At 62.6% G+C, this 25,062-nt stretch carries 21 protein-coding genes; 4 read left to right on the forward strand and 17 right to left on the reverse strand.

The window, feature by feature from the left end; genetic code table 11:
• Window positions 1–79: 79 nt before the first annotated feature.
• The 5 genes from lpdA to DL1_RS12565 form a co-directional block, all read right to left on the reverse strand.
• The gene (gene lpdA / locus DL1_RS12545; protein WP_038066751.1) at window positions 80–1,474 is read right to left on the reverse strand and encodes a dihydrolipoyl dehydrogenase; all 1,395 of its coding nucleotides are present in this window, start codon (window positions 1,472–1,474) and stop codon (window positions 80–82) included.
• Window positions 1,475–1,510: 36 nt separating this feature from the next.
• Window positions 1,511–2,095, reverse strand: coding sequence for a DUF924 family protein (locus tag DL1_RS12550; RefSeq protein ID WP_038066754.1), 585 nt, complete (start codon window positions 2,093–2,095; stop codon window positions 1,511–1,513).
• Between the two features lie 70 nt (window positions 2,096–2,165).
• A complete protein-coding gene (locus DL1_RS12555; RefSeq protein ID WP_038066758.1) occupies window positions 2,166–3,425 on the reverse strand; it encodes an MFS transporter in 1,260 nt (419 codons plus the stop codon).
• 90 nt (window positions 3,426–3,515) lie between these two features.
• Window positions 3,516–4,577, reverse strand: coding sequence for a tRNA preQ1(34) S-adenosylmethionine ribosyltransferase-isomerase QueA (gene queA / locus DL1_RS12560; protein WP_038066761.1), 1,062 nt, complete (start codon window positions 4,575–4,577; stop codon window positions 3,516–3,518).
• A 5-nt stretch (window positions 4,578–4,582) separates the two neighbouring features.
• A complete protein-coding gene (locus DL1_RS12565; protein WP_051693531.1) occupies window positions 4,583–7,831 on the reverse strand; it encodes a YhdP family protein in 3,249 nt (1,082 codons plus the stop codon).
• Between the two features lie 310 nt (window positions 7,832–8,141).
• Between DL1_RS12565 and DL1_RS12570 the strand changes: the two genes are divergently transcribed.
• The 3 genes from DL1_RS12570 to DL1_RS12580 all read left to right on the forward strand — a co-directional run bounded on the left by DL1_RS12570 (window position 8,142) and on the right by DL1_RS12580 (window position 10,769).
• Window positions 8,142–8,639, forward strand: a complete 498-nt coding sequence (locus DL1_RS12570; RefSeq protein ID WP_038066767.1) for a peroxiredoxin — start codon at window positions 8,142–8,144, stop codon at window positions 8,637–8,639.
• Between the two features lie 305 nt (window positions 8,640–8,944).
• Window positions 8,945–10,261 (forward strand): M23 family metallopeptidase, encoded by a 1,317-nt coding sequence (locus DL1_RS12575; protein ID WP_074854972.1) that lies wholly within the window; start codon window positions 8,945–8,947, stop codon window positions 10,259–10,261.
• The gene (locus tag DL1_RS12580) at window positions 10,251–10,769 is read left to right on the forward strand and encodes a bactofilin family protein (protein ID WP_038066773.1); all 519 of its coding nucleotides are present in this window, start codon (window positions 10,251–10,253) and stop codon (window positions 10,767–10,769) included. The genes DL1_RS12575 and DL1_RS12580 overlap by 11 nt, the downstream gene beginning before the upstream one ends.
• A gap of 129 nt (window positions 10,770–10,898) precedes the next feature.
• Here DL1_RS12580 and DL1_RS12585 read toward each other — a convergent pair whose 3' ends face one another.
• From DL1_RS12585 to DL1_RS12625, 9 genes are all read right to left on the reverse strand, one after another.
• Entirely contained in the window at window positions 10,899–11,342 is a 444-nt protein-coding gene (locus DL1_RS12585) for a GNAT family N-acetyltransferase (RefSeq protein WP_051693532.1), read from the reverse strand.
• A gap of 219 nt (window positions 11,343–11,561) precedes the next feature.
• On the reverse strand, window positions 11,562–12,341 hold the full coding sequence (locus DL1_RS12590; RefSeq protein WP_143081727.1) for a DUF2189 domain-containing protein: 780 nt from the start codon (window positions 12,339–12,341) through the stop codon (window positions 11,562–11,564).
• Between the two features lie 99 nt (window positions 12,342–12,440).
• Entirely contained in the window at window positions 12,441–13,172 is a 732-nt protein-coding gene (locus tag DL1_RS12595; RefSeq protein ID WP_038066776.1) for an SDR family NAD(P)-dependent oxidoreductase, read from the reverse strand.
• A gap of 54 nt (window positions 13,173–13,226) precedes the next feature.
• A complete protein-coding gene (locus DL1_RS12600) occupies window positions 13,227–13,775 on the reverse strand; it encodes a P-loop NTPase family protein (protein WP_038066778.1) in 549 nt (182 codons plus the stop codon).
• Between the two features lie 4 nt (window positions 13,776–13,779).
• A complete protein-coding gene (gene prfB, locus DL1_RS12605; RefSeq protein ID WP_038066782.1) occupies window positions 13,780–14,907 on the reverse strand; it encodes a peptide chain release factor 2 in 1,128 nt (375 codons plus the stop codon).
• A gap of 83 nt (window positions 14,908–14,990) precedes the next feature.
• Complete coding sequence (locus tag DL1_RS12610; protein ID WP_038066785.1) at window positions 14,991–15,545, reverse strand: hypothetical protein; 555 nt, start codon at window positions 15,543–15,545, stop codon at window positions 14,991–14,993.
• Window positions 15,542–18,103 (reverse strand): penicillin-binding protein 1A, encoded by a 2,562-nt coding sequence (locus DL1_RS12615; RefSeq protein WP_038066789.1) that lies wholly within the window; start codon window positions 18,101–18,103, stop codon window positions 15,542–15,544. Before DL1_RS12615 ends, DL1_RS12610 begins: the two co-directional genes overlap by 4 nt.
• 188 nt (window positions 18,104–18,291) lie before the next feature.
• The gene (locus DL1_RS12620) at window positions 18,292–19,539 is read right to left on the reverse strand and encodes an N-acetylmuramoyl-L-alanine amidase (RefSeq protein WP_038066792.1); all 1,248 of its coding nucleotides are present in this window, start codon (window positions 19,537–19,539) and stop codon (window positions 18,292–18,294) included.
• 62 nt (window positions 19,540–19,601) lie between these two features.
• Entirely contained in the window at window positions 19,602–20,741 is a 1,140-nt protein-coding gene (locus tag DL1_RS12625; RefSeq protein ID WP_038066795.1) for a pyridoxal phosphate-dependent aminotransferase, read from the reverse strand.
• A 158-nt stretch (window positions 20,742–20,899) separates the two neighbouring features.
• Here DL1_RS12625 and DL1_RS12630 point away from each other — a divergent pair, with 158 nt between their 5' ends.
• Window positions 20,900–21,655, forward strand: a complete 756-nt coding sequence (locus DL1_RS12630) for a DsbA family protein (protein WP_038066798.1) — start codon at window positions 20,900–20,902, stop codon at window positions 21,653–21,655.
• A gap of 94 nt (window positions 21,656–21,749) precedes the next feature.
• Here the strand turns inward: DL1_RS12630 and DL1_RS12635 are convergent, their stop codons facing one another.
• The 3 genes from DL1_RS12635 to DL1_RS12645 all read right to left on the reverse strand — a co-directional run bounded on the left by DL1_RS12635 (window position 21,750) and on the right by DL1_RS12645 (window position 25,058).
• Window positions 21,750–22,433 (reverse strand): DUF1236 domain-containing protein, encoded by a 684-nt coding sequence (locus tag DL1_RS12635; RefSeq protein ID WP_038066801.1) that lies wholly within the window; start codon window positions 22,431–22,433, stop codon window positions 21,750–21,752.
• A gap of 156 nt (window positions 22,434–22,589) precedes the next feature.
• A complete protein-coding gene (ispG, locus tag DL1_RS12640) occupies window positions 22,590–23,711 on the reverse strand; it encodes a flavodoxin-dependent (E)-4-hydroxy-3-methylbut-2-enyl-diphosphate synthase (protein WP_038066803.1) in 1,122 nt (373 codons plus the stop codon).
• An 84-nt stretch (window positions 23,712–23,795) separates the two neighbouring features.
• Window positions 23,796–25,058, reverse strand: a complete 1,263-nt coding sequence (locus DL1_RS12645) for a helix-turn-helix domain-containing protein (protein WP_038066805.1) — start codon at window positions 25,056–25,058, stop codon at window positions 23,796–23,798.
• Window positions 25,059–25,062 lie beyond the last annotated feature (4 nt).

The raw sequence follows: 25,062 nt of genomic DNA on the forward strand, positions 1-25,062 counted from the left end.
CACTCTTCCTCCGAAAAGAAACAGGCGGAACGCATCAGCGCCCCGCCTGTCATGTCTGTTTGATCCGTCAAACCACAGTTTAGAAATGGATCGCGCGGCCGTAAGCGTCGAGCACCGACTCGTGCATCATCTCGCTCAGCGTCGGATGCGGGAAGACGGTCTGCATCAGGTCTTCCTCGGTGGTCTCAAGCTGACGCCCGACGACATAGCCCTGGATCAACTCGGTCACCTCGGCACCGACCATGTGGGCCCCCAGCAGCTCGCCGGTCTTGGCGTCGAACACAGTCTTGACCAAACCCTCGGGCTCGCCCAGAGCAATCGCCTTGCCATTGCCGATGAAGGGGAAGCGACCGACCTTGACGTCGTAGCCCGCCTCTTTCGCCTTCGCCTCGGTCATGCCGACAGAGGCCACTTGCGGCTGGCAATAGGTGCAGCCGGCAATCGAGCCCGGCTTGACCGGATGGGCATGCTCGCCCGCGATCAGCTCGGCCACCATCACACCTTCATGGCTCGCTTTATGGGCCAGCCACGGCGCACCGGCGATGTCGCCGATGGCATAGAGCCCGTCCACGCCGGTCCGGCAATATTCATCCACCACGACATGGGTGCGGTCGATCTTCACGCCCAGATCCTCAAGGCCCAGATCCTCGACATTGCCGACGATGCCCACGGCAGAGATCACGGTGTCGACCTCGAGCGTCTCGGTCTTGCCGCCCGCCTCAAGCGTCGCGATCACCTTGTCGGCCTTGCGGTCGAGCTTGGTCACGGTCGTCTTCTCGCGGATCTTCATGCCCTGCTTCTCGAACTGCTTCCTGGCGAATTTCGAGATTTCTTCATCCTCGACGGGCAACACGCGATCCATCACCTCGACGACGGTGGTCTCTGCGCCCAGCGTGTTGAAGAAGCTGGCAAATTCGATGCCAATCGCGCCCGAGCCGATGACGAGCAATTTCTTGGGCTCATGCGGCGGTTGCAGCGCGTGCTTGTAGGACCAGACCCGCTTGCCATCGGCCTCAAGACCCGGAAGGTTGCGCGCGCGCGCACCGGTCGCGAGCACGATATTCTTGGCACTCAACTCTTCGGTGCCTTTGTCGGTCTTGACCGAAACCTTGCCTTTACCGGCAAGCTTGCCCGCGCCCATCACGACGTCGATCTTGTTCTTCTTCATCAGATGCGAGACGCCCGAGGACAGCTGCTTGGCCACCCCGCGCGAGCGTTTGACCACCGCGTCCAGATCGTAGCCGATCTTCTCAGCGCTCAGGCCAAAGTCCTTGGCGCGCTCCATCAGATGGAAAACTTCGGCCGAACGTAGAAGCGCCTTGGTCGGGATGCAGCCCCAGTTGAGGCAGATACCGCCAATGTGCTCACGTTCGACGATCGCGACTTTGAGGCCCAGTTGCGCGCCGCGGATGGCGCTGACATAGCCTCCCGGGCCTGAGCCGATCACGATCATATCGTAGGTTTTCGATGCCATGTCTTCCCTCCGGTCAGAAACTGGTTTGGCATTAAACTATTTTACAGCTGCGTTCAACTGGTCAAGCTCTTGCAAGGCCTGACGATAGCCGCCTTGCTCAATATATCTAGCCTCTTCGGGCGTTGTATCACGTCCAAGTGCTTCATTGCGCCACGGAAAACGGCCAAATCGCTCGATCACGGATCGATGGGCGCGCGCATGGCGCAGGTTGTCTTCCGACGGCCAACGGTCGCGGAAACACGCGATGGCCCGGTCCTGATCGGCAAGATCCTCGGAATGCATAAAGGGGAGGTAGAAGAACTGCCGCAGCGGCGGGTCGATTTTCAGATCGAGATCCGCCGAAATCGCGCGATCCGCATGGCGGCGTGCGAGCGGATCGGTTGCGAAGCTGCGCGGATCGTCGCGAAACATGTTGCGCGGGAACTGATCGAGCAGCAGCAAGAGCGCAAGCGCGCCACGCGGCTCAGTGCTCCAGTCGGTCAGGGAATTGCCGCTTGCGACCTGCCAGAGCGGCGCATAGCGCCTGCGGATCGCCGCATCGATCTCTTCGCTCGATTGATACCAGTTCTTCTCACCCACCTCATGGGTCCAGAAACTGATGATTTCGTCGATACGTTCCATGATGCAGGCCTCCTCCACCCAGTGCACTCACTAGATGGTAGGGCAAGCCGCGCTCCCGGCAAAGACACAATCAGGCGGCGTTCTGATTGCTCTCCGCTTCCAACAACTCTTCCTGTGCCACTTCCAGCGATGCCTCGACGGCCACCGCGGTCGCCGTGGGCGAGAGCATCTGGTAGGAGCCAGTATCCGAGGGCGCCTCGCGCCGTGTCATCCGCCAGCCTGCATAGCCTGCGATGCCCGCAAACAGCACGCCGATATAGACGAAGAACCCGTTCGGCCCAAGCACCCCCATCAGCCAGCCGGTCACGATCGGGCCGGTCACCGCCCCCACACCGTTGACGAACATCAGCCCCGCCGAGGCCGCCGCCATATCAGAGTAATCGAGATAGTCATTGGTATAGGCGATGATGAGCGAATAGAGCGGATTGGCCACGCCTCCGATCAGCGCCGCGGCAATCAGCAATGCCCAGAACGGCGGATCGAAGACAAAGATCAGCACAGTCACAATGGCACCCAGAAGGGCTGCGCCAGAGATCAGCACACGCCGGTCCATTCGGTCGGAAAACCAGCCGATGGGATATTGCAGAACCATACCGCCGACATAGATCGCGGCCACGAACATCGAAATCTGTTTGACGTCGAGCCCGGCCGCCGTGCCCCAGACCGAGGCCATGCCGAACATCGCCGAGAACACGCCACCCAGCAGGAAGATCCCGACCATGCCCAGCGGCGAGGCCTGCCAGAGACGCAAGAAGGTCATGCGCTGGATCGTCTCGAAGCTCGGCGCCGGCGAGGCCGACAGAAGGATCGGCGTAAAGGACAGCGACACCAGCACCGAGGGGATCACGAACAGGAAATAGCCCGACGGATCGCCCACGTTCAAAAGCCCCTGAGCCGCGACGATGCCAAACATCTGCATGATCATGTAAAGCGACAGCGCCTGCCCGCGCGTCTCATTGGTCGAGCCCGCGTTGAGCCAGCTCTCGGCGGTGATATAGACGCCCGAGAACGAAAACCCGATCAAGATCCGCATCACGACCCAAGCGGGCCAGTTCGGAAAGGCCGCATAGAGTACGAGCACTGCCGAGATCAGCGAACCGAGTGCGGCAAACACCCGCACATGGCCCACGCGTGCGATCATCTCGGGCACCATGCGCGAGCCAAACAGGAACCCCGCGAAATAGGCCGACATCACCAGCGACATCGAGAAGGTATCGATCCCCTCGATACGCCCACGGATACCCAACAGCGTGCCTTGCATGCCGTTGCCGACCATCAAAAGCATGATCCCCAACAAAAGGGGCCAGGTCTGGCGAAGAACCGTAAGCATTTTGGCACCTATTGGGCTGGCATGGAGATCGCTCCGAATGAGGCGGCACTTAGGCCTGTGCCGAGTTCGATACAAGCCCCGATTGCGACGCTAGGGTATCAGAAGCGACGCATCGCCGTATGAGAAGAAGCGATAGTCGTTTTTGACCGCATGATCGTAAATATTTTGTATCCGTTCGCGGCCCATCAGCCCCGAAACCAGCATCAGAAGCGTCGATTTCGGCAAATGAAAATTCGTCATCAGCGCATCGGTGATCCGAAATTCGAATCCCGGATAGATGAAAATATCGGTGGCATCGCGAAACGGCACGATATGACCGGGCGCTCCACCCTCGGATCGCGCCGCCGATTCGATCAGGCGCAGAGCCGTCGTGCCCACCGGAATGACCCGCCCCCCCGCCTCTTTCGTGGCGTTGATCTCGGCTGCGGCCTGCGCGCTCACCTCGCCCCATTCGGCATGCATCTTATGGGTCGTGACATCCTCGACCTTCACCGGCAGGAAGGTGCCCGCGCCGACATGCAGCGTCACTTCGGTGAAACTGACACCCTTGGCGGCCAGCCCCTCAAGCAACTCGCGGGTAAAATGCAAGCTGGCGGTCGGTGCGGCCACAGCCCCCGAATGGCGGGCAAAGACCGTCTGGTAATCGGATTTGTCGGCATCGTCAGGCGCGCGCAATGCGGCAATATAGGGTGGGAGCGGCATTGCGCCGGCCTCGGCCAGAGCGGCATCGAAATCATCGCCCGTCAGGTTAAACGCGATGCGCATCTGGCCCGCCTCGATCGCCGTGACCTTGGCCGAGAGCGCGTCGGAGAAGATAATCTCCTCCCCGGCTTTCACCTTGCGCAAAGGTTTGGCCAGCGCGCTCCAATCGCCGTTTGCAGCGGGCTCGAGAAGCGTCACCTCGATCTTTGCACTCACAGCACCTTGCGCGCTGTCGCGATGGCGCAAGCCGCTCAGCCGCGCCGGGATCACCTTGGTATTGTTGAGCACCAGCCGGTCGCCCGGACCAAAGAGATCGATCAGATCGCGCACATGCAGATCCCGGATCGCATCGCCCTGCGCCACAAGCAGGCGCGCGGAATCGCGCGGGCGCGCGGGTCGGGTCGCGATCAGCCCCTCGGGCAGATCGAAATCGAAATCGTCCAGTTTCATTGTCTCTACTCGCTCAGAACCGGCGGGGGCGCTGCGCGGAATAGCTCGCGCGCGGCACCGGGCGCAAGGATCGACAGCGGATTGACGGAGACTTTGGGGGCCGAAGCAGGGCCGCGGAGCGAATAGGAGAAGCCAAACAGCCCCTCGCCCTTCTTGGAAAAGAGCTGCCCGATCCCGTTGATCAGGTAAAATGGCGAGATCACGCCCTTCATCTCCACCTGCTTGCGCTTGGGATAATAATTGCCGACCAGCGTCACGCCCATCGAGGCCCCAACAGCCGAGCCTTTTGTGACGCTCACCCCGTTGGGCGTCAAGCGGAAGTCCGCATCCACCGTACCGAACAAGATCCCATCGCCATTGAGCTGCTCAAGCAACCCGATACCGGAGGCCGCGGAGAGCAGATTGGCCAGAACCGGCGCGTTCTTGACCCGCAGATTGGTGATCTGCGCCTGCCCCAGATAGCTTTTTTGATCGAAGGGCGTGAGCACCATAACGCCTTGCCCGCCACGCGCCTTGTCAAAGAGCCCGGTGGCGGCAAGCGTCGCCCCGGCATCGTTGGACAGCACGCGCACCGCAGGGCGCCCGCCTGCGCCCGGAATCACCGTGCCCGACACCGGGCTTTGCCCGTTCACCCGGCCCTGAAACTGGCCCGAGAGAGAGCCGCCGCGCGCGGTGAAATTCCCCCGAAACCCGGTGAGCGCGATCCCGTCTGCGACCTGCACCTTATCGAGCGCCGCCGTGATCTTGGAGCCGCTCACAGCACTGCCACCACCGGCACCGCCCCCGCCCGCCTTACCGACGCTCGCCTTGGAGATATCCAGCACGCCGGAATTGATCTGCACATCGAGCGGCTTGCCCGGCCCGTTGCCCAGAAGATCGGCGCTGCCGTTGAACCAATCGCCAATCGTCAGGCTTGAGAAGGACGCCCGCGTCAGCGCGCCCGAGGGGCTCAGATCGAGCGCCCCTTTCGCGCTCAGCCCCGGCGCATCGAGGCTCAGCTCAGAGATTTTCGGCGGCTTGCCCAGCTCGCCCGAAATCACCAGCTTGCCCGTGCTGGCGGCAGGTTTGGACCAGTTGATCTGCGGGATCGACAGGCGCAGCCCCTTGAGATCGCTGGTCAATGTGAACCGCGTTGGGCCATCCTTTTGCAGCTCCAGCGCCAGCTGCCCCGTGCCCGCGCCTGCGACCATCCCGTCTGGCAGTTCGACGCCAAATTCCTTGAGCGATGCGGGAGAGAGCGCGATCGTGCCCGCGACGCGCGAGCGGCCCTTGGCCTCGGGGCCGAAGCGCTGGGTCCAGGCGGCATCGAAGGCCACCCCAGACAGCGTGCCCTTGCCCGAGATCTCCATTCCCGACGTATCGGCATGCAGGTTGAGCAGATCGGAGGTCAGGGTGCGATCCGGCACGAGCGTGTCGCTTTTCACATCCGTGAGCCGGGCATTCACATCAAAGCCGATCTCCTCGGCAGGCACTTTGGGCTTGAGCGGCAATTCAATCACCGCGCGCGCCACCGCCCAGCCCTTGGCGATATCGGTGGACATGCCCGCTTTCCTGAGAAATTCAAAGGGCGGCTGATCGAGCAGCGAGAGCACAGCCGGGATCGGCGAGCGCGCGATCAGCGTGATCACTGCGGGCGCGGGCTTGATGCGAATATCGGGCACCACCAGCTGGGTGTCAGCCACCTCGATCTGCCCGCCCGAGGGCGCGGTGATATGCCCCTCCTCGACCTTGAGCGCCTGCCGTGTGCCGATGATCGTGGCATAGCCGCTGCCTTGCTGGACCGGCGGCAGCGTCGGCATTACCTGCACGTCCGCACCGCGGAACTCGTAGCCCAGAGCAAGCCGCGGTTTCGTGCCGGGCTTGAGCCGCAGGGCTGAGCGCACATTGCGCAACTGACCCGTGGTGACGTTCTTGTCGACCCAGTCGCGGGTCTCGGGCACCAGCGCCGGGGGCCATAGCGCCAGAAGCGATTTCTGGTTGATCTGATCGATCCCCGCATCGATCCCGATTTTCCAGCCATCGGGTTCGGCGGCGAGGGAGCCTTTGGCGCTGATCTTGGTCTGCCCATCGGTCATCTCAAGTTGCCCCAGATCCAGCGTGAACGGATCGAGCGACAGTTTGAAATCGGCCGCCCCTTGGGAGAATTTCGCGGGCGCCTCGAACAGGCCCTGCGGATCGAGCTGCAGATCCGAGATTGCGATCTGACCCAGCAAGGTCTGCGGCAGCCCGTTCTTGATGTCACGCAGATAGGCCTGCCCGCTGGCCCGCATCCGTACCGCGCGGCTGTCGATTTCCAGTTGCGAGAGCGCCAGCCGCCGCATCGCGCGATCATAGTTGAGATAGAGCTTGCCAGAGCGGATCGGCACCGGCGTCACACCCTGACCGGGCTGGAACACACCCTGCCCGATCTCAAGCATCGCGTTGAGCCCGGTCAGCTTGCCTGCCCCATCCAGACCCGAACGCAGCGCCCCGGAGATCGGCGCATCGAGAAGCCCGAGCGCTGCCAGCGCAGGCGATTGCACGGCAAGATCGCGGGCGGGCAGATGGGTCACGGCGGCCCCGAAGCTGGCCTTGCGCCCCTGCTTCTGCGCCGTCATCGTCACCGCGACCCGGGCCGGGCGCTCGCCCGCCTCCCCCAGATCGAGCCCCATCGTGACCGAAATTTCCTGATCGCTCTGCACGAGCTTGATCCGGCCTTGCGAGACGCGCCACACCCGGTCCAACCGCTCATCCATCAGCCGCAGCCGGACATCCTCGGCGCTGATCGTGCGCAGGTTGCGCAAGGCAGGCACATCAAAGACCGATTTGAACGCCTCTACACCATCCGACACGCTGGTCGAGGACAGGTTGCCCAGCAATTCGCCACTGCCCAGATTGAGATCGAGCCGCCCATCGGGCAGCCGGTGCAGCGACAGGCTCGCGCCCTGCACGGTGAACGAGCGCGGCTCGACCTTGCCGCGCAGCAAGGGCTTGGGCCAGAGCGTTGCGCGCAGCTCCGGCAGCACTGCGATGGGCAGCCCCGAAGGGCGCTCCAACTCGACCATCCGCGCCCGGATCCGCGGTCGCAGCCCATCGACCACAAGCACGTCGATCCCGCCCGAGATCGAGATCTTCATCCGGCCTTCCAGCGCATCATTGGCCCGCGCCTCGATCCGCGCGACCAGCCAACCCGGTGCCGGAATCGCCACATGCGTCAGCGCCATCACCGCGAAAAGCCCGCCCGCAGCAACCACGGGCACGACAAGGACCAGCAACAGCCCGAACTTCCCCCGGGATCTGGATTTTACTTTCATATCAGAATTTTGCGGGGCGTTATTCATGTCAGAATCAGGCCCATCCGAGCCCTGTGCGCGCCCAGTGGACGCACGATTATTCTCCCGCTCACGGGGTTGGGGCGTCTCTTGCTCCATGACCACTCTTTGGGGTGGATCCTCGTTACGCGCGCGGATGCAGTTTTACATCCGGTTGTCGCGGGATCGACTTGCCCCACCTTGCTGCCTCGTGATTAATCATCTCGCAACATTGGATCAAAAGTAAGCCCTTACCTGCATCGGAGGAGAAGACGTGATTGAACTTGGCGAAAATGCGCCCGATTTCACATTGCCCGCCACCGGAGGCAGCCGTTTCGGCGGCGCGCTGATCACGGAGGGCGGAGAGATGACGCTCTCGGAGGCCCGCCCCGCGCCGGTCGTTCTGTATTTCTACCCCAAGGACAATACGCCAGGCTGCACCACCGAGGCGCTCGACTTCACCCGTCTTGCGGAAGACTTCGCGACAGCCGGCGCCGTGGTGATCGGGATTTCCAAGGACAGCCTGAAGAAGCATGAGAACTTCTGCGCCAAGCATGATCTGGGCATCTATCTGGCCTCGGATGACACTGGCGACACCTGCGAGCGCTATGGCGTCTGGGCCGAAAAATCGATGTACGGCAAGACCTTCTGGGGCATTCTTCGCACGACCGTCCTGATCGATCACGCGGGCCGGGTCGCGCAAATCTGGCCGAAGGTCAAAGTGAAGGGCCATGCTGAAGAGGTGCTGGAAGCGGTGCGCGCGCTCAGCTGAGCGCCCCACCGCCAACAGCACCCCTTCACGCCCCGCTCGCGCCTTCGTGACCCCGCGACGGGGCGAGCGGTGCTTATCTGCCGGTCACAGGGGCTTGATGGGCGAAAAGCTGCCGATCCCGCAGGTGTGAGGGAACTGCGACACAATGGTCCGGAAAATTAGGTTGCCGGAACACTTTCCCCTTGCTACTCCCGATGACAGATTGGCGACGCGTGTTATCCACAGGATGAAAACGCCCACAAAGCCGCCCCCGTTCGCAGCCCACTGATGGGCTTCAATGCACCTGACAAGACAGGACCTTCGGCTTGCACAGACGCATTCTCGACCGCCTGAATTCACGCCTCGAGCGTGTGCTGCCTGAACAGCGGCTATTCATGAAATCGAATACCGAGACCCGGTTCGTCCGGCTTCGACCGCTGACCCAGGCGAGCGTGCTGGCAATCGGTGCGGGGCTGTTTGGCTGGTCGATGGTGGCGACTTCGATGCTGTTTATCGACGGGATTTCCTCGGGCGGGGCTGCCCAGAACGAGCGGATCGCCAAGGCCGCCTTCGAGCGGCGTCTCGATGCGCTCTCGAAAGAACGTGACGTGCGCGCCGCCGAAGCGCTGGCTGCGCAGGACCGTTTCCAGACCGCGATGGCGCAGGTCTCGCAGATGCAATCGGCGCTGCTGGCCTCGGAAGAGCGCAAGCGCGAGCTGGAGACCGGGATCGGCGTGATCCAGTCGACCCTGCGCCGCACCATGGACGAGCGCGACGCCGCCCGCACGAAACTGGCGAAAGCCGAGGGCGTGGATACACCCAATGGCGCAACGCAGGCCGCGCGCAACGAGGATATGGCCAAGACGGTCGATTTCCTGACCGCAGCTCTGGGCCAGACCGCGCAGCAGCGCGACGATGCTGATAGCGACGCCAAATCGGCGCAGCTCGAAGTCGACCGGATCGCGATGCAAAAGCGGTTGATGGAAGAGCGCAACGATCAGATCTTCACCACGCTGGAAGGTGCCGTGAAGATCTCGATGGCGCCGCTCGACAAAGTCTTTAAGCAAGCAGGCATGGATCCCGACCACGTGCTGGCCGAGATCAAGAAGGGCTATTCGGGCACAGGCGGTCCGCTCATGCCCGTGTCGCTCTCGACCAAGGGCACAGCCGATCTGGGCGGAGACACCGCGCGCGCCGAAGGCATCCTGCGCCAGCTCGACGATATGAACATGTACCGGATCGCGGTCGACAAGCTGCCCTTCGCAATGCCTGTGAAGGCTAATTTCCGCTTTTCCTCGCCCTTTGGCATGCGCTGGGGCAAGATGCATGAGGGCGTCGACATGGCCGCGCCCATCGGGACCAAGATCTACGCCCCGGCCGATGGGGTCGTGATCGCCGCCGAATGGGAGCGCGGCTACGGCAATATCGTCAAGATCCGCCATGACTTCGGGATCACGACGCGCTACGGCCATCTGTCCAAAATCCTTGTGAAGAAGGGGCAAAAAGTGTCGCAAGGCGAGCTCATTGCTGATATGGGATCAACCGGACACTCCACCGGGCCGCACCTTCACTACGAGATCCGGATCAGTGGCAAACCAATCAATCCGATGACCTTCATTAAGGCTGGCAAGAATGTTTTCTAAAAGCAAAATCCATGAGCCGGGGCCGAAAGCTGGCGGCGAAACCGACAAACCTGCAACGGATGGCACCCTGCCGTCGGGGCGCTCGGGCAACGATCTGCCTCCGAGCAGTTCGACGCCGCGCGTGAAGCCGGCACCGTCGGTTCTGTCCTCCGATCTGACGATCACCGGGAATATCAAGACCTCGGGCGACATCCAGATCGAGGGCGTGGTCGAAGGCGATATCCGTGCGCATCTGCTGACGGTCGGCGAGAGCGCCACGATCAAAGGTGAGATCATCGCCGATGACGTCGTGGTCAATGGCCGCGTCGTGGGCCGTGTCCGGGGTTTGAAGGTTCGCCTCACCTCGAGCGCCCGTGTCGAGGGCGACATCATCCACAAGACCATCGCCATCGAGAGCGGCGCGCATTTCGAAGGTTCGGTTCAGCGTCAGGACGATCCGCTCCAGACCGGTCAGGGCACGCCCAAGCTTGCGCCCCCGACCCCGAAGGAAGCCGACGCGCCGAAATAAGCGCGGGTTTTCAGTCGAATGTTCAAAGGGCGGTCCATCGGGCCGCCCTTTTCATTTCGTGGTGCAGAGGATTGCGAGCAGTTGTGGCAGCATAGAGTATATCCGCAATGAGCCCTTATGGCACCACAACTATAAGTATTTCGAGAGCAGCAGCGCATCACCGCCTTCTGACCGGAAGCCGCAGCTTTCGTAGAATGATCGAGCCGTCACAGTGCTTTCCAAACGGCAGTGCCGGATGCCATGCGCGCGTAAGACGTTCTCCAAGCCCGAGAGCATAGCTTTGCTGACGCCATCAAAGCGGGCATCAGGATGGACATAGTTCAAGAGGATGTCGCCGCTCAGACTGGCCATCCCGACCCCTATGATCTCCCTGTCCCGCTCGGCCACCAGCACCACGGAATCATTTCGCGCGATCCACTGTCGCCAAGTCTCGACTGTCTTATTGCTGAGCCAGCTTTCGATCTCGACCGGATCGTTCCGATGATCTGCAACGCAGAGTTCGGTGATTGAGCGGCGCAGGGTGTTTACCGCTTCATCAACATCAGCATCCGTCGCGTCCCTAATCTCAATCATGTTTCCTCACTCTCGCCAACGGTAGCTTACCGATGCCGCGTTTGCCCGCAACAGCAGCTTTGTCCCGCCGAACTGACCTCCGGCGTAGAAGCCTCCCGTCAGTTTCTTCAGGGGCCTTCGCAGGACGTTGCGTCATGCTCGCACGAGACTTGGATATGAGTTGCGCCAAGACATGCAAAGGGCGGCCTGCGGGGCCGCCCTCTCGCGTTACGATGGCTCTTATGCGGTCCGCGTCACATGGCGATACATGTGCCAGCTCGCATGGCCCAGCACCGGCATCACGACCAGAAGCCCCAAGAAAAGCGGCACCATCGCGGCAAACAGTCCCAGCGCAATCGTCAGCGCCCAAAGCGCCATTGCCATAGCGTTGCGCCGGACGGCGGCAACCGAGGCAATCATCGCGGTCACGATGTCGATCTCACGATCCAGCAACAGCGGCAGGCCGATCACCGTCACCGAAAACAACACCACCGCAAAGCCCGCCCCGATCACTCCGCCCACAGCCAGCATCATCAGGCCATTGACCGTGAACAGGATCTCGGGCGAGGAGCTGACATTGGTGAAGGCCGACAGCCCCATGAAAAGCGCAAAGACGGTATGGGCCACGAAGACCCAGAACATGAACATCATCAGGATCAGCATCGCCATCGAGGGGATCTGCCGATCCTTCTGGCTCAGACAGCACGAGATTACCGGCTTCCAAAGCAGCGGCGTGCCCTGCTCGATGCGGCGGCTGACCTCGTAAAGACCGATGGCTGCGAACGGGGCCAGCAGCGGAAAGCCCAGCACGAAGGGGAACAGCCACCATTCCTGCCCATCCGCCGACAGCACCAGCCACAAAACCAACCCGCCCAGCACGTAAAAGCCCGAGAAGAACAACCCAAATGCCGGGGCTCTGCGGAAATCCTCCCAACCGAGGCGCAGGATGCGGGGAATGTCCGACACCGCCAGATCCTGAAATTCCGGTAGCTCGGATGGCTCGGTCATCACGCTTTGCATGGCTCTCTCCCTGATCACGCAGGGCCCTGTTCAGCCCTCATCCCCAGGGTGCTCACGAATCCGTGACATGTCGAGAGAAAATGTAGCGCTGCGGTGCGCTTACATCCGCCCGGTGAGCCAAAGCGAGATCGCGTAGGGCAACCGCCGCAGCAGTTTGAGCCCCCATGTCAGGCGGCGCGGGAAATGCGTCTCGAAACTCCGTCCCGCCATGCCATCGGCGATCCGGCGCGCCGCGGCATCGGCCTCCATCACGAAGGGCATATCGAAATCGTTTTTTTCGGTAAGGCGCGTTTTCACAAAGCCCGGCGAGATCAGCCGCACATCGATCTGCGGCGCATATTCCACCCGCAGGCTCTCCACCAGATTGATCACCGCCGCTTTCGAGGCCGAATAGAGCTGTCCCTTGGGCAAACCGAAATAGCCCGCGACCGAGCCGAAGATCACAAGCTGCCCGCCCTCGCGCAGCAGACCGGGGGCGGCCTGCGCAAACCACAGCGTGCCCAGCAGATTTACATCGATCAACTGGCGGGCCTTGTCGCGCGTGATCTCGCTGACATAGCCGGGATCGTAAAGCGCGGCCGTGGTGATCATCGCATCGAGCGGGCCTGCGCCCAAGATCTCGCCGCGCGCATCATCGAGGCTTTCGGGATCGGAGACATCAAGCTGCACGACCTCGCCCAGACCCAACTCGGCGGCGAGATCGTTGAGCGGCTCGACCGAACGGGCCGAGAGCACCAGTCGTGCCCCGCGCGCATGCAATTCGCGCGCCAGCGCCTGTCCGATGCCAGAGCTCGCCCCGACAATCCAGATCCGCTTATCCTTGAAGTCCATCGCCCTCACCTCCGCCGTGCTTTTGAAGACTACGCGCCGCGGGCCGGTTCGGTTTCATCCAAGCGCGGCCAAGACCTCTGCCGTCAGCTCCTCCAAGGGGCGCGTGCCCGACAGCTCGAGGATCGGTTCTGACCGGCCCGCCAGCCACTCGCGGTGCCGTGCCAGCGACCGGCCCGAGAAATAGGGCTCGTCATAGCTCGCCGCCCATTTCAGAAATGCTATGTGGTTGTAATGCATATCGCCGTCCGGCTTGATCCGGTCGCCGAACAAGGCCCCCTCGCGTCGCCGCAGCCGCGCCAGTCGCACAGGGGTCGGCGCATGCAGGAACACGATCAGATCGGTGCCGCCAAGCGCCACCTCACCCCAGCCGTCAAGCGAGCCCGACAAGATCCAGCCCGCATCCTGCCCTTGGGCGACCTGATCGGCGGCGATCAGGGCCAGCCGCTCGCGCGCGGGGCGTTTGTTGGTAAAGGGCGGATCGGTGGGCGCCCAGTAATAGTCATCCGTGTCGAGATGGATGAGACCCAGCGTCTGCGCCAGCATCCGCCCGAGCGAAGATGTCCCCGATCCTGCGGCGCCGGTCAGATACACCCGCGCCGCCATGGTCTCAGTCCTCGGTCTGTGCGTCAGCGCGGCTCTTGCCCTCGACGCCCATCGCGAGCGTCGCCGCCATCAGCCCATCGAGATCGCCATCCAGCACCCCCGCGCTGTCGGAGGTCTCGTAATTCGTCCGCAGGTCTTTCACCATCTGATAGGGCTGCAACACATAGGAGCGGATCTGGTTGCCCCAGCCCGCATCGCCTTTATTCTCATGCGCCTCGTTGATCGCGGCGTTCCGACGATCCAACTCCATCTGATAAAGCCTTGATTTCAGGGCCTTCATCGCGATGTCCCGGTTTTGGTGCTGCGACTTCTCAGAGCTGGTCACGACGATGCCGGTGGGCATGTGCGTGATCCGCACCGCCGAGTCGGTCGTGTTGACGTGCTGACCGCCCGCGCCCGAGGAGCGATAGGTGTCGATCCGGATCTCATTGGGCTGCACTTCGATCTCGATATTGTCGTCGACCACCGGATAGACCCAGACCGAGCTGAACGAAGTATGCCGCCGCGCCGCCGAGTCGTAGGGCGAGATCCGCACCAAGCGGTGCACGCCCGATTCCGATTTCAGCCAGCCATAGGCATTGGGCCCGGAGATCTTGTAGCTCGCCGATTTAATGCCCGCCTCGTCGCCTGCGGTCTCGGATTGCAGCTCGACCTCGTAGCCCTTCTTCTCGGCCCAGCGGACATACATCCGCGCCAGCATCGAGGCCCAGTCGCAGCTTTCCGTGCCGCCCGCGCCGGAATGGATCTCAAGGAAGGTGTCATTGCCGTCGGCCTCGCCATCGAGCAGCGCTTCAAGCTCCTTGCCCGCCGCATCGTCACGCAGCGCCTTGAGCGCGGCCTCCGCCTCCGAGACGACCTCGGCATCGTCTTCCATCTCGCCCAGCTCGATCAATTCCATATTGTCGGCCAGATCCTGTTTGATGCGCGAATAGGTCTCGTATTTATCCAGCAATTGCTGGCGGTCGCGCATGAGTTTCTGCGCGCGCGCCTGATCGTCCCACAAGGTGGGATCCTCGATCATCGCGTTGAATTCCTCGATCCGGTGCGGCGCGGTCTCCAGATCCATCCGCTGGCCCAGAAGGCTCAGGGATTTGCGGATCGCGTCCACGATGTTTTGCGTCTCGGCGCGCATGGGTCATCCTTTAAGAAGTCTAGGCCCGGGTTTACGAAATCGCGCGCCGCGCCGCAAGCGGTGCAGCAGCGTCGCGGGCAGGCTTAGGCGCGCCGCGCAAACCCCGCGCGCAGATAGCCCCAGAGATTGGCGAAAGGGTTGGCGCCCCGGTAGTGATCGCGCAGGTAATAGAGGATATCGGCACGGATCTCGCGCTCGGCCCGCGCGGTGAGCAGATCAAGCAGCTCGGGCACCTCGGGCAGCGGCTGGCGCAGACCGATCCAACCGGGCATCTCGTGCGCCCGATCGCGCAGCAGTGCCGCCTGCCAAACCGCTTGCGCGGCAGCGTCGTCGTGACGCGATTGATGATAAAGGATCATCCGCCAAGTCGCACGGGCAAAGACAGTGCCGTCATCGCCGTGTTCGGGGCGAAGCCGACCTTGGGCAATCGCCTGCAGATCCTCCAGCACCGCGCCCGTCCCCGGCCCCCGTGCCAGCACCAACACCCGCTCGCATTCGAAACGCTGCGCATCCGCGCCAAGCTTAGCGGCCAGATCGCGGGCCTGCGCATAAAGCGCAGCCGAGCGCTCCGGATCCTGCACCCGCCAGTGACGCGCTTCGGCCTCTAGATCCGCAAGCGACTGCTCGGAGCTGCTCAATAGAGCCCGCCTGCGCTGAGCGTGCCGAAATTGGCCTTGTTCGGAATGACCCGTTTCTTGCCCGAAGAGGTGGTGACCGCCTGCCCCGAATCGTCCGCCTGTCCTTGCTCGAAGAGCGGCAGATCCGAGCCCATAGCAAAACCGCCATCGACGACCAGTGCGCCCAGCCCCGACATGTCCTGACCGGGGCGCAGATATTCCGCCTGAACGAAATCGCCCGTCGCATCATCCGACAGACGCGCGCCGGTGAAGCGGTTGAACTTGACCCAGGTGCCGCCCGGCGGAACCTTGAAATTCGTGCCGCCGAACTCCTTGACCGCCTCTTTCATGAACTCGTTGAACACCGGCACACAGAGCGTGCCGCCATAGGCGTGGCGCCCCAGCGAGCGCGGATTGTCATAGCCCATGTAGCACGATGCCACGATGTTCGAGGTGAACCCGGTGAACCAGACATCCTTGGCATCGTTCGTCGTCCCGGTCTTACCCGCCACCGGCACCGGCAGATCGACGCCCGTGCCGGAGCCGCGCTTGATCACGCCCTGCATCAGCGAGATCATCTGATAGGCGGTGATCGGGTCAATCATCTGCTCGCGATGCGAGGTGATCTTGGGCGCCTCGCCCGCAGGCAGGTTCGGATCGGTGCAGCTATCGCATTGGCGCTGATCGTGGCGGTAGATCGTGCGGCCATAGCGGTCCTGCACCCGGTCGACCAGCGTGGGCTCCACCCGCTCGCCACCATTGGCAAACATCGCATAGGCCGAGATCAGGCGGAACATTGTGGTTTCCTGCGCGCCAAGCGCGTTTGCAAGGAATTTGCGCATGTGATCGTAGACGCCGAATTTCTCGGCATAGCCTGCAATCGTATCCATCCCGACTTCCTGCGCGATCCGCACGGTCATCAGGTTGCGCGAATGCTCCAGCCCGGTGCGCATCGGCGTTGGGCCGTAATAGCGGTTCGAGGCGTTCTTGGGCCGCCACAGACCCTGCGGCGTGTTCACCTCAATCGGCGCGTCGATCACGATGGTCTCGGGGCTAAAGCCCGAATCCAGAGCCGCCGCGTAGACGAAGGGCTTGAAGTTGGAGCCCGGCTGACGCTCGGCCTGCGTGGCGCGGTTGAACACCGAGGACTGGTAGGAGAACCCGCCCTGCATCGCGAGCACCCGGCCCGTGTTCACGTCCATCGCCATGAAGGCGCCCTCGACCTTGGGAACCTGCCGCAAGGTCCAGCGAATGAAGGAGCCGTCGGAATCCTTGGTCATCGCACGGACTTCAACCACGTCGCCCAGATCGAGCAGATCCTCGGCCTTGCGCGCCCGCGACCCTAGCTTGCCATTATCGCCCAGCTTGCGTGCCCAGGTCACGTCCTCGGGCGGGATCCAATGGCCATCGGCATCTTCCTCGATGCCCTCGATCCCGATCCGGGCAGAGCCGCCCTCAAAGCCCAGCACGACCGCCGGATACCAGCCATCGACGTCGCGCGGTGCCTTGGAGGTCGGCACGGCATCGAGCGCGGCCCGCCAGCTTGCCTCATCCTTGAGCTGGTCGGTGGGGATCTTAGCCCCCGTACCCCGCCAGATGCCAAGCCCGCGATCATAGGTCTCCAGAGCGTTTTGCAGCGCCTTGGCCGCGCGGGCCTGCAGGTCGGGATTTACGGTCGCGCGGATCGTCAGACCACCGCCGAAGAATTCCTCGCGGCCAAAGCTTTTAGACAGCTGGCGACGGATCTCGTCGGTGAAGTAATCGCGCGGCGGCAGGCGATCGCGGAAGGGTGCGTAATCGCCATTCTGCACCGTTTTGAGCGGCGATGCCTGTTCCTTCTCGAACGTAGCCTTGTCGATCCGGCCATCCTCGAACATCCGACGCAGCACGTAGTTGCGCCGATCCGTCGCCTTCTTGAGATCGCGCACCGGATGCAGCGCGGCGGGCGCTTTGGGGAGCGCGGCCAGATAGGCGGCCTCGCCCGCGGTCAGTTCTGAGAGCGGTTTGTTGAAATAGGTCTGCGCGGCTGCCGCCACCCCGTAGGAGTTCTGGCCCAAATAAATCTCGTTGAGATAAAGCTCGAGAATGCGATCCTTGCTCAGCACATGCTCGATCCGCGAGGACAAGATCAACTCCTTGATCTTACGCTCGATCTTGCGATCCGAGGAGAGCAGAAGGTTCTTGGTCACCTGCTGGGTGATCGTCGAGGCCCCGCGCACATCGCGCCCGCCCGTTTTCACAGCCGTGATCACGGCCGCCGCTATCCCGCGCGGATCGAAACCCGGATGATAATAGAAATTCTTGTCCTCGGCAGAGATGAACGCGCCTTTGACAAGATCGGGAATGTCTTGGCTCGGCACAAAGAGCCGCCGCTGCTCGGCAAACTCGTCGATCAAGCGCCCATTGCCGTTATAGATCCGCGAAATCGTCTTGGGGCGGTACTGCGCGAGCTGATCGTAGCTGGGCAGATCGCGCGAATAGATCCAGAAAATCGCCCCCACCGTCAGCGCGGCAAAGAACACCCCGGTCACGAGCCAGGAAAACACACCGCCAATGCTGCCAAGGATGAAACGGATCACGTCACGCACCTCCAGGGGGCGCCGATCGCCCCGTTTGCGCCAGCCTATACATCGCGCCTTCGTGAGGGTCAAAGTAATGCGCGATAACGCAAACGGGAAGTGTTGCATTGATCACGTCTTGTGTCGACGGCGGTGAACCGCGTGTTTTCGTTGGGTGCGAGCGACAGCGCGACGCGGATTTGATGCGCCTATTGGCGCAGCAATTTTGCCTCCGCCGCATCCGATTGCGCCCAGGTGAGCACCCCTTGCGTGATCGCATCAGCCATCCGCGCGCGCCAGTCGGGATCATTGAGCCGCTTGCGATCCGCAGGCGAGGACAAAAACCCAAGCTCGATCAGTACCGAGGGAATATCGGGCGATTTGAGCACCGAGAAATTGGCGCCCTGCACCGGATGTTTGTGCATCCGGAGCCCCGCCGTCTTGATCGCGCCCGCCAGCACCTGCGCCACCCGCACCGAGCGCGGCTGGGTCTCGCGCCGCGCCATCTGGATCAGGATATCGGCCACCTCATCGCCCTGCCCGTGCAGATCGACACCCGCCAGAATATCGTCGCGGTCATGGCGCGTGACCAGCTTGCGGGTGGCCTCGCTCTCGGCGTCATTGCCCAACCGGTAGATCGTGGCGCCGGTGGCCACGCCCTGTGTGATCGAATCCGCATGCAGCGAAATAAAGAGATCCGCGCCTGCTGCGCGCGCGACCGTCACCCGCGTCTCAAGAGGTACGAAGACATCCTGATTGCGCGTCATCACCACCTCGATGCCCGCACGTCGCATCCGGTCGCGCAAAAGCCGCGCAAATTGCAAAACGATATCGGCCTCATGCATGCCGCCATCCTCGGCGCCCGGATCGATGCCGCCATGGCCCGGATCAAGCACCACCCGCAACGGTCGCGTGCCGTCCTGCCGCCTGTGGGTCGGCGCAACCTCGGCGGGCTGCGGCAGGCCCCACATCGCACTATCCGCAGCACCCGAATGGGCCTTGAAGCTGGAGGGCGAGACCGGGCGCAGCGCCAAATTGATCTGAGGTGTATCGCCCGTGGTCTCTTCGGCGGAGGCCAGCGTCATCGGACGGGCAAGCTCGGCCACAAGGCGCGACCAGCCGGGCCGGAACCGGCCCCAGCGCAGCGCTGTGATCGCGCCCGGCACGCCCAGCAAGATTTTCGGATCATGACCGTCGAAATTCACCTCACGGAAATCGACGACAAGCCGGTAGGGATCGGCCAGAAGATAGGCGCGGTACGGCACCGGCTGGCTCAGCCCCAGCTTGATATCGGTCTGCCCGCCGCTCTGAACAATCGCGCTGCGCTTGAGATCAAGCTGGGCCAATGCGGAGAGCGCATCGCGCGCGCCTGCGCCGGACTGATCCTGCGCCATCGCCTGCCCCGATCCTGCGACCACCATAAGCGTCGCAAGAAGCGTCAAAATCTGCCTGATCATGCCTGTCCGCCCCGGTCCCTTTTGGCCGGACTATAGCGAAACCGGACCTGTGTGGCAAAGCCTCAGCGCGCCGCCATGAACTGGGCCAGACGCCGCAACCCTTCGGCGATCCGCTCGGGGCTCCCCGCATAGGACAGCCGCAAGCTGCGCGCGCCCCGATCCGCGTCGAAATCGCGCCCCGGCGTGACCGCGACCCCGACCTCTTCAAGGATTTCAGCGGCAAACCGGGCACTGTCATTGGTCAGATCCGAGACATCCGCGTAGATGTAGAAAGCGCCATCGGGCGGCGCGATGCTGGCAAATCCCATCTTCGGCAAAGCCTCGAGCATCATCGCCCGGTTGCGCGCATAATTGGCAACATGGCCGTCCAGCTCCTCGGTGGAGCCAAGCGCCCCGAGCGCCGCGATCTGGCTCGCATGCGAGGGGCAGATGAACATGTGCTGACCCAACCGCTCGACCGTGCGCAGATGGCTTTCCGGCACCACCATCCAGCCGATGCGCCAGCCCGTCATCGAGAAATATTTCGAGAAGGAATTGATCACGAACACATCGTCGCTGATCTCAAGCGCCGAGACTGCGGGGCGTTCATAATGCAGCCCGTGATAGATCTCGTCAGAGACGAAGGCGATATCATGTGCGGCGCAATGCTCGATCAGCGCGCGCAGCGCAGGCGCATCAAGCATCGTACCAGACGGGTTGCCCGGCGAGGCGACGATCAAACCGTCGAGATCGCCCGGTACATCCGCCGGCACCGGCTGATAGCGGTTCTGCACCTCCGTCGGAATCCCCACAGGTTCGACCGACAAGCCCTTGAGAATCTGGCGATAACTCGGATAGCCCGGTTCTCCCAGACCAACCCGCGCACCCGCATCGAACAGCGCCGTGAAGGCCAGCAGGAACGCCCCCGAGGCGCCCGACGTGATCACCACGCGCCGGGGATCGAGATCGATCCCGTACCAGCGCTTGTAAAGATCGGCGATGCCTTGGCGCAGCTCTGGCAGGCCGAGCGCGACCGTGTAGCCCAAGGGCTGGGTCTCAAGCGCCTGTGCGACCGCGGCGCGGGCCCCTGCAGGTGCGGGCGTGGCGGGTTGGCCCACCTCCATATGCACGATATCGCGCCCGGCGGCTTCGGCCTCGGCGGCGGCGCGCATCACATCCATCGCAAGAAACGGATCGACCTGCCCGCGTTTCGACTGGCGCATGGGGCCCTCCTGCACTCATTCCCGTGGTTGAGCGGGGTTAGGCCGATCGCGCCACAAGGTCAATGCAACACCCCGCCCACCCGCTCACAAGCCCTTGAACCCGCGTGTGCAAAACGTCAAGTTAAGCCCCAACAGCACCGATCAAAGGACTCCCCACGATGCTCCGCACCCTTCTGGCCGCGACCGCCCTTGCCGCGATCGCCAGTGCCGCACCCGCACAGGATTTCGACTTCTCGAACATGAGCGACACCCAGAAAAGCCAGTTCGGCGAGGCGGTGCGCAGCTATCTGATGGAAAATCCGCAAGTGCTCGTCGATGCGATCAACGCGCTTGAGACCCAGCAGCAGGCACAGCAAGCGCAAAACGATACGCAGCTTGTGCAGGCCAATGCCAAGGATCTTTTTGAGGATGGTGCGAGCTGGGTCGGCGGCAATCCGGACGGCGATGTGACCATTGTCGAGTTCATGGATTACAAATGCGGCTATTGCAAAAAGGCGCTGCCCGAGGTCAACAACCTGCTCGAACGCGATGGCAATATTCGCTTTATCGTCAAGGAATTCCCGATCCTCGGTCCGCAATCTGAGCTGGGCGCACGCTTTGCGGTGGCTGTGAAGCAGATCGATGGCGATGACGCCTATGCCAAGGTGCATGATGCGCTGATGAAATTCCGGGGCGATATCACCGAGGCGAGCCTCACGAAACTCGCGCAGGATCAGGGGCTGGACCCGAAACCCCTGCTCGCGCGAATGAATGCCGATGAGGTCACAACCGTGCTGCGCGACAATTATGCGCTGGCCCAACGTCTTCAGCTTTCGGGCACGCCGGGCTTCGTGATCGGGGATCAGATGCTGCGGGGCTACGCGCCCGAAGAGGCGATGGCCGAAATGGTGGCGGAAGTCCGCGAGACCAACTGACACACGTCGCGCGAATGGCAAAAGCCGGCCCCTTTAAAGGGCCGGCTTTCTTAGATCGGATCAGCGCCTGAGCGCGTGGCATGTCAGCCCGGACTTAACTACCGGGGATGATATAGACCACCGCGCGGCTGTCGGGATCGACCAGAACCGGCTGGTCGTTCACATTGATATAGGCGTATTTGCTCTCCGGAACCGGCGTCAGATCGACGCCCGGCGGGATCTGCACGCCAGTCTTGAGGTCGCCCGAAAGATAGACCGGTGCAACCGGGTGCTTCTCAACCCAAGTCACGGTCGAGGGTTCGGGCTTGGCGGCCGCGCCGATACCGGCGGCACCGATCAGCGCGCCCACGACACCGCCGACCGGACCGCCCACGGCTGCACCAGCGGCGCCGCCTGCCACGGCACCCGCCATGGCCCCTGCGCCCTGCGCATCTTTGTTTGCGGTATCCGAAGGCACCGAGATCTGCTTGACCGTGACGGTTTGCGGATTGCTCGACAGCAAGACCGTCTCACCTTCGACGTTCACGCCAAGCTGGTTCGACGGCGCCCAGCCGGTCTTGCCGTCATAGGTGACCTGACACATGATCCCGTCTTCCCAGCAACCATTCACCAGAACCTCGGTACCCGATGCGACCGTCCCGGTCGTGGCCGATTGGGGGGCGGCCCCCGAGTGCAGCTTGAAATCGCCTTGGGTGACGGCGGTCAGCGCCGACGCGGACCCTGCGATAAGCGTCGTGGCGGCAGCAGCCGCGATGAACGTCTTGAGTTTATGGGTCATTGGATGTCCTCCTTATAGCCCCAAGCTACGGTCTACGTAGCCTCTCTCTCATGTGGGGGGATAAGTGAGGTCGGATGAAATTCGTTCCTCAAATGAGACATCACCAATCTGTGATATCCCATTTTTAGAACGATATTTCAGAACCTTACAGAGGAATTACTCTGCCGCATCCTGCGCCGCGTCCAGCTCTGCCGCGCGCTTTTCGACCAGCTCGACGATCTCATCAACCATCTGTTCGTTGGACAGTTTGTGGCTTTGCTTGCCCGCCATATAGATCATGCCAGAGCCCGCACCGCCGCCTGTGAAGCCCAGATCGGTCATCAGCGCCTCGCCGGGTCCGTTGACCACACAGCCGATGATCGAGAGGCTCATCGGTTGCTTGATATGCTCCAGACGCTGCTCAAGGATCTCGACCGTCTTGATCACGTCAAAGCCCTGACGCGCGCAGGACGGGCAGGAGATGATCTGCACACCGCGGGTGCGCAGACCCAGCGATTTGAGGATCTCAAAGCCGACTTTCACCTCTTCGACCGGATCGGCGGAGAGAGAGACGCGCAGCGTGTCGCCAATGCCCATCCAAAGCAGGTTGCCCAGACCGATGGCCGATTTCACGGTGCCCGAGACAAGCCCGCCCGCTTCGGTGATGCCAAGATGGATCGGCGCATCGGTGGCCTCGGCCAGACCCTGATAAGCCGCCGCCGCCAGAAATACGTCCGAGGCTTTCACCGAAATCTTGAACTCGTGGAAATCGTTGTCCTCAAGCAGCTTGATGTGATCAAGCCCGCTTTCGACCATCGCCTCGGGGCACGGCTCGCCGTATTTCTCGAGCAGATGTTTCTCAAGGCTCCCGGCATTGACGCCGATCCGGATCGAACAGCCGTGATCCTTGGCCGCTTTCACTACTTCGCGCACGCGGCTCGCATCGCCGATATTGCCCGGATTGATGCGCAGACAGGCGGCCCCCGCCTCGGCAGCCTCGATGGCGCGTTTGTAGTGGAAATGAATGTCGGCCACGATCGGCACCGGGCTTTCGCGGCATATCTCGCGCAGCGCTTGCGTGCTTGACTGATCGGGTGTGGAGACCCGCACGATATCGGCGCCCACGTCATGCGCGCGAATGATCTGATCGAGCGTCGCGCGCACATCCGAGCTGTCGGTGTTGGTCATCGTCTGCACGGAAATCGGCGCATCGCCGCCCACCGGCACCGAGCCAACCATGATCTGACGGGATTTGCGGCGGTAGACATTGCGCCACGGACGAACCGGGTTGAGAGACATCGCACCCTCCTTCACGGAATTTGACCCACACATAGGCCATGCTCCGCGCGGGCGCAACGCATGGGCTGTGAATTATGAGAGATGTTAAGGCTGACTGCTTTGGGGCTGACCGGCAGCCGGGCCTGCATCGGCCACGGCAATCATCTTGGCCAGATCCTTGTCCTGCCCGAGATCGGCCACCGGATAGCTGTCATCGAGATTGCTGGGCGAGAGGGTGATGTTCTTGGTCACCTGACCGCGCTTCCCGACCGGACCATGGGCCACGCCGTTCACCGAGAAATAGATCGCGCCCGATTCGCCGGTGCGCATGGTCGGCGCCTCGGCGAGTTTCGGCAGATCGTATTTCTCGCCCGCATCCATGACCTTCTCGAAGATCGTCGCCCCATCGGCGGATTTGATCCGCACCCAAGACGGGCGCACGGCCATCACGACCACCTGCGGCGCATCCGCGCCAAGGGCTTTGGCGACAGCCGATTGAATGCTGGTCTCCGAGCCATCGGCTGCGGGCGTCGTGCCGAGGCTCGCGCTGGCCAGTTGCGGCACCCCGCTCAGGTTCGGCGTCAGGTCAGGCGCAATCGCACCTGCGGCGCGCTGCGACAGCGTGCTCGTGGCGTTGGGATCGATCGACGCAATCGGCCCGTCGCGCGAAATCAGCACCGGCGCATCCAGAGCCGCCGGGCGATAGATCCGGTCATTTGCCTCGGGCTGCGGTGTGTCGGGCAGCGTGTCGCTTTGCGCCATGTCGCTGTTTTGCGTCACGGAATCGAGCGGATCGAGATCCGCCGTGACACCCGGCGTTTGATCGACGGGCGAGAGCTGAACGCGCTGGACTTCCTGCAATACGGTCCAGCCACCATAGCCGATGCCGCCCGCAATCAACGCAAGCACGGCCAGCGAGCCAATGGCGCGCGGCTCGATCTGCGACCAGAGCGTGCGCTTCTTGGGGATGAACGTGGCATTGGGATTGGCCAGCGCTTCGGCCACATCATTGGGATGCCGCTGCGGCTTGGGACCAGAGGCAGCCGCCGCCATGCCGTGGGTCGGCGCATAGCCCGATTCCGCACAAAAGCGCTGAAACGACCATTCCGGATCAAGACCGAGATAGCGCGCGTAGGAACGCACATAGCCCGCGATGAACGAGGGCGTGTCGAAAGCCTCGATGTCACAGCTCTCAATGGCGGCGATATGAGCAGCCTTGATGCGCAATTCACGCTGCACATCCAGCAAAGACTTGGCCAGCGTCGCACGCTCGCCTCGCATAACATCGCCCAAACGCAACTCGAAATCGTCAAAGCCCTTTGGCTTATCCGAATCCTGCGTCGAAGGTTGACCCCTTCGCCCGATCATGCCG

Origin of the sequence: Thioclava dalianensis (assembly GCF_000715505.1) — a bacterium.
Classification (GTDB): Bacteria; Pseudomonadota; Alphaproteobacteria; order Rhodobacterales; family Rhodobacteraceae; genus Thioclava; species Thioclava dalianensis.